At 48.8% G+C, this 11,440-nt stretch carries 9 protein-coding genes and 1 rRNA gene; 4 read left to right on the forward strand and 6 right to left on the reverse strand.

From position 1 onward, the window contains the following. Positions 1–203 precede the first annotated feature (203 nt). Positions 204–319: ribosomal RNA gene (rrf, locus tag IO95_RS21225) — 5S ribosomal RNA — on the forward strand. Positions 320–745: 426 nt separating this feature from the next. On the opposite strand, the gene actP is transcribed toward rrf, so the two are convergent. From actP to IO95_RS21245, 4 genes are all read right to left on the reverse strand, one after another. Next, positions 746–2,398, reverse strand: coding sequence for a cation/acetate symporter ActP (gene actP / locus IO95_RS21230; RefSeq protein WP_037387136.1), 1,653 nt, complete (start codon positions 2,396–2,398; stop codon positions 746–748). Next, a complete protein-coding gene (locus tag IO95_RS21235; RefSeq protein ID WP_023489798.1) occupies positions 2,395–2,706 on the reverse strand; it encodes a DUF485 domain-containing protein in 312 nt (103 codons plus the stop codon). The genes actP and IO95_RS21235 overlap by 4 nt, the downstream gene beginning before the upstream one ends. A gap of 270 nt (positions 2,707–2,976) precedes the next feature. After that, positions 2,977–4,935: an acetate--CoA ligase gene (gene acs / locus IO95_RS21240; RefSeq protein ID WP_037387139.1), complete on the reverse strand. Its 1,959-nt coding sequence runs from the start codon at positions 4,933–4,935 to the stop codon at positions 2,977–2,979. Between the two features lie 213 nt (positions 4,936–5,148). Continuing rightward, entirely contained in the window at positions 5,149–5,727 is a 579-nt protein-coding gene (locus IO95_RS21245; protein ID WP_023489882.1) for an NTP transferase domain-containing protein, read from the reverse strand. A 217-nt stretch (positions 5,728–5,944) separates the two neighbouring features. Between IO95_RS21245 and IO95_RS21250 the strand changes: the two genes are divergently transcribed. The 3 genes from IO95_RS21250 (at position 5,945) to IO95_RS21260 (ending at position 9,653) form a co-directional block, all read left to right on the forward strand. Continuing rightward, positions 5,945–7,072, forward strand: coding sequence for a sugar diacid recognition domain-containing protein (locus tag IO95_RS21250; RefSeq protein ID WP_023489883.1), 1,128 nt, complete (start codon positions 5,945–5,947; stop codon positions 7,070–7,072). 137 nt (positions 7,073–7,209) lie between these two features. Then, positions 7,210–8,481, forward strand: coding sequence for a GntP family permease (locus IO95_RS21255; RefSeq protein ID WP_023489884.1), 1,272 nt, complete (start codon positions 7,210–7,212; stop codon positions 8,479–8,481). An 11-nt stretch (positions 8,482–8,492) separates the two neighbouring features. After that, entirely contained in the window at positions 8,493–9,653 is a 1,161-nt protein-coding gene (locus IO95_RS21260) for a glycerate kinase (protein ID WP_023489885.1), read from the forward strand. A 271-nt stretch (positions 9,654–9,924) separates the two neighbouring features. On the opposite strand, the gene IO95_RS21265 is transcribed toward IO95_RS21260, so the two are convergent. Both IO95_RS21265 and IO95_RS21270 read right to left on the reverse strand, forming a co-directional pair. Continuing rightward, positions 9,925–10,587: a hypothetical protein gene (locus tag IO95_RS21265; RefSeq protein ID WP_023489886.1), complete on the reverse strand. Its 663-nt coding sequence runs from the start codon at positions 10,585–10,587 to the stop codon at positions 9,925–9,927. Positions 10,588–10,719: 132 nt separating this feature from the next. After that, positions 10,720–11,418, reverse strand: a complete 699-nt coding sequence (locus IO95_RS21270) for a 4'-phosphopantetheinyl transferase (RefSeq protein ID WP_023489887.1) — start codon at positions 11,416–11,418, stop codon at positions 10,720–10,722. Between the last annotated feature and the right edge of the window lie 22 nt (positions 11,419–11,440).

The following is an 11,440-nucleotide window of genomic DNA, read 5'->3' on the forward strand; positions in this document are numbered from 1 at the left end:
TGAGCTAACCAGTACTAATGAACCGTGAGGCTTAACCTTACAACACCGAAGGTGTTTTGACCTGATACCAGGATATCGGGTAGAGAGATAGCGATAATCAGCTTGTTCTACAGATTGAAGATGAGAGCAACAAAGATTTTGAGGTGCATAGGGGTAAGGTGGATTAACTGAAACCTGTTTCCTGTGACCTGAAACCTGATTTGCCTGGCGGCCTTAGCGCGGTGGTCCCACCTGATCCCATGCCGAACTCAGAAGTGAAACGCCGTAGCGCCGATGGTAGTGTGGGGTCTCCCCATGTGAGAGTAGGACACTGCCAGGCATCCAAATAAGTAGAAAGCCCCGTGCGCAAGCATGGGGCTTTTTGCTGTGTACGATAAAACAGTTTCTCTTCTCTGATTCAAGCCATTGCGGAATAGGGAACTGAGGGAAACGCCGTTGACGGTGGCCCCACAGGAAGTCTCAGGATGAGACGAATACTGTGTAGGCACTGCCAGGCATTCAATCAAGTAGAAAGCCCCGTGCGGAAGCATGGGGCTTTTTGCTGTGTACGATAAAACAGTTATCGCTTCTCTGATTCAAGCCATTGCGGAATAGGGAACTGAGGGGAACGCCGTTGGCGGTGGCCCCACAGGGAGTCTCAGGGTGAGATAAATACTGTAGGCACTGACAGGCATTCAATCAAGTAGAAAGCCCCGTGCGTTAGCATGGGGCTTTTTGCTATGAACAACAGTTATGCACAACAATGTTAGTGAGGTCTTCCCTGTAAAATGCCTACTCCGGTTTGTGATCGTACAAACTGAGAACGGAAACGCTCGCGCTCTTGCTTGCCGGTGACAGAATTATCAGTGACAGAGAACAACCAAGTGCCAATAAATGCAATGAAGATAGAGAATAGTGCAGGATATTCATAAGGATAGATTGGCTTAGCATGACCGAGGATTTGCACCCAAATCGTCGGGCCTAAAATCATCAGGATAACTGCTGTTAACAAACCTAGCCATCCACCAATCATTGCCCCTCGAGTAGTCAGGCGTGACCAATACATGGAAAGAATGATGATAGGGAAATTACAGCTAGCAGCAATAGAGAAAGCGAGTCCTACCATGAAGGCAATATTCTGTTTCTCAAATAGGATCCCTAGCATAATGGCAATGATCCCAAGTAGGAGGACCGTGATTTTGGATACTTTAAGCTCATTACGTTCGGTTGCTTTACCGTCTTTAATCACGCAGGCATACAGATCATGAGAGACCGCTGAAGCCCCTGCCAACGTTAAGCCAGCGACTACCGCCAGAATAGTGGCAAATGCCACCGCTGAGATAAAGCCGAGGAAGAAACTTCCGCCGACGGCATCAGCCAGATGCACGGCTGCCATATTATTTCCACCAAGTAACGCTCCTGCCGCATCCTTGAATGTAGGATTTACACTGACGAGTAGGATGGCACCAAATCCGATAATAAACGTCAGAATATAGAAATAACCAATAAATCCAGTGGCATAAAACACGCTCTTGCGTGCCTCTTTGGCATCACTAACGGTAAAGAATCGCATCAGGATATGCGGCAATCCAGCGGTACCAAACATTAACGCCAGACCTAAAGAGAGTGCGGATATCGGGTCGGATACCAAGCCCCCCGGGCTCATGATGGCAATCCCTTTTGGATGTACCTTTACGGCTTCAGCGAATAGAGTGTTAAAATCGAAATTCACCGTTTTCATGACCATAAACGCCATAAAGCTGGCACCTGACAACAATAGGACGGCTTTAATGATTTGTACCCAAGTGGTCGCCAGCATGCCCCCGAATAACACATATAGAACCATCAATATACCAACCAATATTACGGCGACATGGTAATTGAGGCCAAAAAGCAACTGAATCAGTTTACCAGCCCCGACCATCTGGGCGATGAGATAGAGAGCGACCACCACTAAGGAGCCACAGGCGGAAAGGATACGAATGGGTTTTTGTTTTAATCGGTAAGAGGCTACGTCAGCGAAAGTATAGCGCCCGAGGTTACGTAACCGTTCGGCAATAAGAAAAAGGATGATTGGCCAGCCGATCAGGAAGCCAATAGAGTAAATCAGACCGTCATAACCCGAGGTATAGACCAATGCGGAGATACCGAGGAATGAAGCCGCAGACATAAAGTCACCAGCAATAGCCAAACCATTTTGTAACCCAGTAATACGCCCACCTGCCGTATAGTAATCGCCACGGGAACGTGTACGTTTGGAAGCCCAATAAGTAATGTAAAGCGTGGCTCCTACGAACAGGACAAACATGATGATGGCTTGAACATTCAGTGGCTGGCGCTGGACGGCCCCACCAATGGCATCGGCATAGGTTAGCGTGGGTAACATGAGCAGCGTGCTGAGTGATAACAATTTTTTCATTGCTGCACCTCGTTTAAAATCTCAGCATTGAGGCGATCAAATTCGGTGTTAGCACGGTAAGTGTAAATGCCGGTTAATATAAAAGAGAGCACAATTAAACCCATCCCGATGGGAATACCTCGGGTAATGGTTAAGCCAGCATAAAGGGGCGTTCCAAGCCATTGAGGGTCGAAAGCAATCAAAAAGATAAAACTGACATAGATAGTCAGTGTTATGACTGATAATAACCAGGCAAAGTGGCTACGTTTTTTCACCAATAATTTAAAGCGCGGATTATCTTCGATTTTTTGATAAAGCTCTTCATTCATCAGATGTTCTCCTCTGGGTATTAAATAATGGCATCGCTAATTACTTTTTTTCTATTGCCTCATTTGTTGAATTGTAGGCAGCCATTACCTACCCCAGCAGAATTCTCTGGGATGGATGATGGCTACTTTAGGAAACGATTAGCTACACTTGGCGTTTTTTAAGCGACAAATGTTACTACGTGTCGTTATTCCGCTTGTGTCTGGTAAGCGCTAGTTTATATGCAGGCTGTTCAGCGGATAAAGACCAATGAACAGCCTGCTACGGCAAAATCAGGATGGAACGCTCATGGATTGTTTCTCTTCTAGCAGCTTGTCTACGACAGCCGGATCCGCCAGTGTTGAGGTATCCCCCAAGTTACTGGTATCACCAGTGGCAATTTTGCGTAGAATGCGGCGCATGATTTTACCGGAACGTGTTTTCGGCAAAGAGTCAGTCCAATGAAGAACATCAGGTGTGGCAATGGCTCCGATTTCTTTACGTACCCAATCACGCACCTCAGCATACAGTTCTGGCGTCGGCTCTTCCCCATGATTCAGCGTAATGTAGGCGTAAATGGCCTGACCTTTGATGCTATGGGGGATGCCCACCACAGCGGCTTCGGCAATTTTAGGATGGGCAACCAGGGCGGATTCAATTTCGGCGGTTCCCAAACGGTGTCCGGAAACGTTCAATACATCATCAACACGGCCAGTAATCCAATAATAGCCATCTTCGTCACGGCGGGCACCGTCACCACTGAAATACATCCCTTTAAAGGTGGAAAAGTAGGTTTGCTCGAAACGGTCATGATCACCAAATAGAGTACGAGCTTGTCCTGGCCAGGAGTCGGTAATGACCAGATTCCCTTCACAAATCCCCTCTTGCGGTGTTCCCATATTGTCCACCAGGGCGGGCTGTACCCCAAAGAATGGGCGCGTTGCCGAGCCAGCTTTTAACTCGGTAGCACCTGGTAGCGGGGTGATCAGGAAACCACCCGTTTCGGTTTGCCACCAAGTATCGACGATAGGGCACTTGGCGTTACCAATCTTGTTGTAGTACCACTCCCAGGCTTCCGGGTTGATGGGTTCACCCACCGAGCCCATGATGCGAAGTGAATCCCGCTTGGTATTTTCAATCGCCTTATCCCCTTCAGCCATCAAGGCACGGATAGCGGTGGGGGCGGTATACAGGATATTAACCTGATGTTTATCGACGACTTGTGATAAGCGGTTGACGCCTGGGTAGTTCGGCACCCCTTCGAACATCAGCGTGGTGGCACCACAAGCCAATGGGCCATATAACAGGTAGCTGTGACCCGTCACCCAGCCTACATCTGCGGTGCACCAATAAATATCCCCTTCATGATAATCGAAGACATATTTAAAGGTCAGAGCAGCATAGACCAGATAGCCCCCAGTGGTATGCAAGACGCCTTTGGGTTTACCGGTGGAACCCGAGGTATACAGGATAAACAGCGGATCTTCCGCATTAATCTCTTCCGCTGGGCAATCAGCAGTGACATCTTTAATCAGTTCGTGCCACCAAAGGTCGCGGCCTGCTTGCCAGGGACCTGCTTTACCCGTGCGTTGGAAAACCACCACATTGTTGATACTTTTCACCCCAGGATTTTTTAGTGCATCATCGACATTTTTTTTCAGGGGCACAGTGCGACCAGCACGCAGACCTTCATCAGCGGTGATCACCAGTTTTGCGTTGCAATCAATGATACGGCCTGCGATGGCTTCAGGGGAGAAACCGCCAAAGATCACGGAATGTATGGCACCAATGCGAGCACAAGCCAACATGGCGACTGCCGCTTCTGGCACCATTGGCATATAGATAGCGACCACATCGCCTTTTTTTACACCCAGTTTTTTTAATACATTAGCGAACTGGCAGACATCATGATGCAGTTGTTTATAACTCACTTTTTTCGACTGAGTGGGATCATCCCCTTCCCAAATAATGGCGGTCTGATCGCCACGCTCAGCCAAATGACGATCCAAACAGTTGGCAGAGAGGTTCAGAGTACCATCTTCAAACCAGCGGATACTGATATGACCAGGGTCGAAGGAGGTGTTCTTAACCACCGTATAGGGTTTGATCCAATCCAGGATCTTGCCTTGCTCACCCCAAAATGCTGCCGGGTCTTGTACTGATTGTTGATAATATTGTTGATATCGTGCTGGATTAATCAGGGCACGTTCTGCAATTGCAGACGGAATGGGGTGTTTATGCACTTGGCTCATGTTTTTCTCCTTATGTGTGTTAATGATATGTCAACAAATGGTTAATTGATCTTCTACCATGATGTTTTGTTTCTTTTTTGTGTGGCATATCACGTAATGAATGAGCTGATTTGCAGTAGCGATACCTAAATTCGTTCAGCTACTCTCTATCTGAAGTTTGAATCGATTTAAGTATCGGTTGCCAGTTTGTCAATCCGCGAGTTTTGACAGTGGTTATTGATGGAGAGGATGCTGCAGTAATTTTTGATATTCTTCTTGAGTATCAATGTCATAATGAATGCCGTTTTCCTGCACCTCAAGAAATCGATAATCCCCCAGCTCAATGACCTGCTTCATTGATAATTTAGGGTCAGCCATATTAATGCGCTCAATGATGGAAGCTGGCAGCAGTACTGGGTGCCCTCTCTCTTTATGATAGCGGGGGACCAGCGCAAAGGGCCCTTTTTCTTGCCATAATGCGGCGTAAATCCCATGTCTGATGCAAGGTAGATCGCCTAAAGTCAGAAAGAAGTAGGGGCTACGTACCTGTTGGACACCAGTACGAATGGAAGATAACATTCCCTGCTGGTAATTGGCGTTATGCACCACCTCAATCTGTGGATGTTGGTGATAGTAAGCTGCTAACTCCTCACCACGAAAGCCGCTGACGACAATGACTCGTTGGCAAAACGCCAACGCATTGGCGATTGCGGTATCAAGAATAGTCCCGTTACCGTAAGGCAGCATCATTTTCCACTGCCCCATGCGTGTTGACATCCCGGCGGCTAGCATTACGCAATCAATATGGGTCATCGTTTACCTACCTGCTGGTACCCATTCATTACTGAATATAAGGAATCGGAATTATTGACTGATACCCGTTGTCATTCAAGCAGCTGGTAGGCTTTCTTCGATTCTGTTGAAGCCGAGCACAGAGTTCGCATTATGTGGCACAGCCAGATGCGTCTTTGCCCTGCTGATAGGTATAATTCATACTTTTGCTCATTGGCCATTAACATTAAGGAACACTATGCCCTCCCCTGAGTTGAAGGAAAGCACCGCTCGCCAAATAGTTCAGCGTGCGATGAGCATCTTGAAACACTCCGTCAATGTGATGAACAACCGTGGCGTCATCGTTGCATCTGGGGATGCATCACGTTTGCACCAGCTTCACGAAGGCGCATTACTGGCGCTGGCCGAGAATCGCGTGGTGGAAATTAACGAAGCCTCGGCATTGCTATTAAAAGGGGTTCGTCCGGGAATCAATGTCCCCATCTTGTTTCGCCAGGAGCTGGTAGGGGTGATTGGGATATCAGGCCCACCGGATGAAGTCAGAGCTTATGCTGAATTGGTGGGAATGGCGGCAGAATTGGTTATCGAACAGGCTGAAATGTTAGAGCAGTCGCAGTGGGAGAAACGTTATCGCGAGGATTTAGTCCAACTCTTGATCCAGCCTGCCAGTGATCCGGTGATGGTCAGTTCAATTGCGACCTATCTCGGGTTGGATATGACACTCCCCCGTATTGCGGTGATTATTTCGTTAGATGAACGGGCTCATGATCAGTCACCGGCTCTGATTAATCGTCTGACGAGTTTAGGTAAAGAAAGCCTGGTTGCCATGAATGAGTTACATCGTTTCGTGTTGTTGCAACCGCTCAAACTCTCCCACAATACCGAGGTGAACAAGGCGATTGACCGGGTAATGCGGCGGATAAAACAGAATATTAGTGATGAGTTCGCAGTACGTATTGCGGTGGGTGGCTATTTCACCAGTGAGGATGGCCTTTATCGCTCCTATTTAAGTGCCAAGGCCATGTTTGAAACGGCGACGCTAATTCAGTCACGCAAAAGTATTACCAGTTATCAGGAACACTGGTTCCCCGTGCTTTTTAATCATTTTTCCCAAAGTTGGCAGGCTGAAGAGTTAAGTCGATCATGGTTGATACTCAAAGCCGCTGACCGTAAATCGGTATTATGTTCGACATTGCGCAGTTATTTTGATCAAAACTGTGATGTTACGCATACCGCTGAACACCTCAAAATTCATGTCAACACCTTGCGTTACCGACTGCAAAAAATAGGCCAGATTACCAATTTAAATATCAATGAGTTAAATAGCATTGTTCAATTGTTTATCGGCATGAAAATGCACCCATAAATTGTTCTTTACTCCAAATTACGCCCTGCCATAACCCCCCTTTTTTGGTGGTTTCTCTCAAGATTTTTCGTCATTTCTTTGAATAATGGCGCAAGGTAATCAACTTTTAATCAAAACAACACTTCCAGGAGACCAAGATGGTGACTGTTCCCGTGTCTGCAACAGGCGCATTGATAGCACTTATTGTCGCTATTATATTAATTTTGCGAAAAGTGCCCCCTGTTTACGGCATGATGGCCGGTGCTCTGGTCGGGGGACTGATTGGCGGCGCAGACCTGATAGAAACCATCAAACTCATGGTGACTGGTGCGCAAGGTATTACCAACGCCGTATTACGCATTTTGGCCGCTGGGGTGCTGGCTGGCGTACTGATTGAATCTGGTGCAGCCAATACCATCGCCGAAACCATTGTGCGTAAAGTGGGTGAGCATCGGGCACTGCTGGCGCTGGCAGTGGCTACCATGCTACTGACTGCGGTCGGTGTATTTGTGGACGTGGCTGTTATTACCGTTTCCCCCATTGCGTTAGCGATAGCCCACCGTGCCGACCTATCCAAAACAGCTATCCTGTTGGCGATGATTGGTGGGGGCAAAGCCGGTAACGTGATGTCACCGAATCCAAACACCATTGCCGCTGCAGACAACTTCCACGTTCCACTAACATCCGTTATGGCGGCGGGGATTATCCCTGGTCTGTGTGGCCTGGTGATTGCCTATTTATTGGCTCGTCGTCTGGTGACTCGCGGCAGCAAAGTGACAGCCGCAGAACTGGTTGAACACAAGCAGGGTGAAATGCCGGGTTTTTGGGCCTCCATTACTGCTCCTTTTGTCGCCATTGTGCTGTTGGCTCTGCGTCCGATCACTGGTATTGCCATTGACCCGCTGATTGCGCTGCCAGTAGGCGGACTGGCGGGTGTATTGGTGATGGGGCGGCTACGTAATACTAATCAGTACATTACTTCCGGCCTGGCACGTATGGCCCCGGTGGCGATTATGCTGTTAGGTACCGGGACGCTGGCAGGTATTATCGCCAATTCCGGTTTGAAAGATGTCTTAATCAGCGGCCTGACGGCTTCCGGCATGCCATCTTATCTATTGGCACCGTTCTCCGGGGCATTAATGTCGATGGCTACCGCCTCAACCACGGCGGGTACTGCTGTCGCTTCTGCGGTATTCAGTTCAACCCTGATGGATATGGGTATCACTGCCCTGGCAGGAGCCGCCATGATCCATGCGGGTGCGACGGTCTTTGATCATATGCCTCACGGTAGTTTTTTCCATGCTACGGGTGGTTGTGTCTACATGCCAGTACATGAGCGCCTGAAATTGCTGCCTTATGAAACGTTGGTCGGCCTGACCATTGCCTTCGTTTCTACGCTGATGTTTGGTGTATTTAATCTTGCTGGTTAATGGAGTGAAAAATGAAAATTGTTATTGCCCCTGACTCATTTAAAGAAAGTTTGAGTGCGATGGATGTAGCAAACGCAATTGAACAAGGATTTAGAGAAATATACCCGCAGGCGGAATACATCAAACTTCCGATGGCGGATGGTGGCGAAGGTACTGTTGAGTCAATGGTTGCTGCCACTGGCGGTAAACGTGTCGAACTGTCGGTTACCGGTCCATTAGGTCAGCCCGTGGAGGCTTTTTACGGCTGGCTAGGGGATGGAAAAACTGCGGTCATTGAAATGGCAGCCGCTTCAGGCCTGCATTTGGTGACAAATGAGCAGCGGAACCCCTGCCTGACGACGACATTTGGGACAGGTGAATTGATACTGGCTGCCCTGGATCAGGGGGCGCGTAATATTATTCTCGGTATTGGCGGCAGCGCGACCAATGATGGTGGCGCAGGCATGATGCAAGCCCTCGGTGCACGTCTACTCGACAACCAGGGTAACGAATTGGCACGTGGCGGCGCCGCCCTGTCTCAGATCGCCAAGATTGATTTGTCGCACCTTGACTCACGTTTAGCGGGAGTCGATTTACGGGTAGCTTGTGATGTTGATAACCCGTTATGCGGTCCTAAGGGCGCTTCTGCGGTGTTTGGCCCACAAAAAGGTGCGACGCCTGACAGGGTTGCTCAGCTTGATGCTGCCTTAAAGGTATGGGGAGAGCATATTGAGCAGACAACGGGACGACAGGTGATTGATCTTCCTGGTGCTGGGGCTGCAGGTGGAATGGGTTCTGCACTATCTGGATTATTAATGGGTCGTCTGGAGCCGGGTATCAGTATCGTCACTGATGCCTTGAATCTGGCTGCAGCTGTACAAGGGGCTGATCTGGTTATTACGGGTGAAGGGCGTATCGATAGCCAGACCGTGCGGGGTAAAACCCCAATGGGTGTGGCAAAAGTGGCACAACGTTTTGCGGTACCGACTATCGCCTTGGCGGGGGGCATGACCAAAGATTATGCGGTAGTTCATGAGCATGGTCTGGATGCCGTATTCTCTGTGGTAAACCGCATTGTTACGTTGCCGGAAGCGATGGGTGAAGCGGATGAGAATTTGCGTGTAACCGCGCGCAATGTTGCCGCCGTATGGCAAATGGCTGAGCGTAATAAAGCGGCAAAACAGACCGCTTAATACGTTGTTTGGGGCTAGCGCCAAGAGTTCGTCCAAGTTGTAGCAGTGATACCCGTGTGCCCGGTCACAATGTTAATTTGTGGCCGGGTAATCTTTAATCTTATCCCTAAGATTCATCCATCAAAGCCAGTCTACCTCTGGTACAAATCTTATGGCGACTGCCCTGCCATCTTACTGAGTTAGAGTGTCTACTTGCCGTTATCTTGGTGAGCATGATTGCGCTGATGCCTGGACTTATTACAGTAGAAGAGTATTCAGGCAAGTGGGCAGATTATCCTTTTCCCTTTGAGGACGGTTGTACGCGGCCCTTTCGCTTATTCACCAGGCGTTGCTTGGCCTTTTTTACCGAGATGAGTGTACGGTCTGGGAAATAAGCCGCTAACTCTGTTAGGGGCAGATGGAGGTGTTTTTCCAGTTTTTTTAACTCTTCCGGTTGCCACATTCGCTGCTTGCCCGGCCCACTGCAACCAAAGAAACGTAGCCCCATATCATTGGCTTTGATTTTCACCGCGTCGATGGTGCGCCCCACGAGCTTATCTACCGTTGCTGTGCCAAGAAGTGGGTAATATTTTTTCAATATTTTACACTCTTGAGCACTCCAGTTGCGTGCACTAACCACCCCGATGGTGTACGCCATCATAAAAATAGTTTTACGGGTTCGCCCTGGCAGCAGTTGCATAACACGGGTGATACCTTCACCGTTGGCATAATGTGTGCGTATGATGTCTTTTTCTGCTTCACTCCAGAGGGTGGAGGCAGCTTTGCTGCAGCCCAACTTGTTGGCACACATTCTGACGGCAGTGGCGGTTCTGCCAAGGTGCTCGGCAATTTTGCTGGTAGGGGTTTTGCCGTAATGCGCTTCTACATAACGCATTTCAGACAATAGCCAGGGTTGCCGGTGGTTTGGACAGTGTGAACTGTCGTTGCGTATCATTGGAATTTCTCCGTATTAGACATACGGTAGCAATTTTAGGATTTTTCTCGTTACCGGTAAACCATCGCAAGAGATTTCGGTAAAAGTGACTGTTCCTGTCAGCCTAGAGGGTGGGGATAACGCTTATGCCATTTAAGGCTGTTTCGCGGCAATTAACGTTATTACCTGTTCATCATCAAAAAAATATTTCCCCTGCACTACTTTCCCCTTCCGCCAACCACGGCCCAGCTCTTTTTGCAATTCAATGGCAAACTCGCCCTCTTTCAGGGCCACCAAAGACAGGTCGGTGAAATCCAAATGGGTATGGACTTGTGGATAGATAAACTTATAAAAAGCCTCTTTGGCCGAGAATAGCAATGTTGCCGCCTGGCATACGGTTAATCCCGGCGAGGTTTTAACCCACTCTCGCTCTGGTACGGTGAAGACCAGATGTTCCAGCGATGGCAGCATCTCTTGCGGTACCGTTTTTTCGATATCGATCCCGACGCCAGCGTATTCTGACTGCCAAACTGCACAGGCAATGACTCGGTTATCTGTGTGCGACAGGCTACCGTAAGTGCCCGCAGGCCAACGAGGTGAGCGATCGGCATTCCGCCCCACCCGTGGTGCGGCCATTCCCAACCCGCAGAGAGCTTGGACGGCACAATAACGGCCCGCCAGATATTCAATGCGCCGCGATTCAATGCTGAGTTGGATCTCTTTAGGTAACGTCATGCAATAAGGCAACAGTTGCCGCACATCAATAGACGGTTTATCTAACAGGTAATAGCAGATGCTGATCGCGTCTACAGTGAAATGTGTAGCAAACTCAAGACGGGTGAGCCCATTCACACCACAACTCCATCGTCATGAT

This window comes from Serratia sp. DD3, from assembly GCF_000496755.2.

Coding starts and splice junctions, on each gene's coding strand:
- actP (WP_037387136.1), bottom strand. CDS start 2,398: ATGAAAAAATTGTTATCACTCAGCACGCTGCTCATGTTACCCACGCTA.
- IO95_RS21235 (WP_023489798.1), bottom strand. CDS start 2,706: ATGAATGAAGAGCTTTATCAAAAAATCGAAGATAATCCGCGCTTTAAA.
- acs (WP_037387139.1), bottom strand. CDS start 4,935: ATGAGCCAAGTGCATAAACACCCCATTCCGTCTGCAATTGCAGAACGT.
- IO95_RS21245 (WP_023489882.1), bottom strand. CDS start 5,727: ATGACCCATATTGATTGCGTAATGCTAGCCGCCGGGATGTCAACACGC.
- IO95_RS21250 (WP_023489883.1), top strand. CDS start 5,945: ATGCCCTCCCCTGAGTTGAAGGAAAGCACCGCTCGCCAAATAGTTCAG.
- IO95_RS21255 (WP_023489884.1), top strand. CDS start 7,210: ATGGTGACTGTTCCCGTGTCTGCAACAGGCGCATTGATAGCACTTATT.
- IO95_RS21260 (WP_023489885.1), top strand. CDS start 8,493: ATGAAAATTGTTATTGCCCCTGACTCATTTAAAGAAAGTTTGAGTGCG.
- IO95_RS21265 (WP_023489886.1), bottom strand. CDS start 10,587: ATGATACGCAACGACAGTTCACACTGTCCAAACCACCGGCAACCCTGG.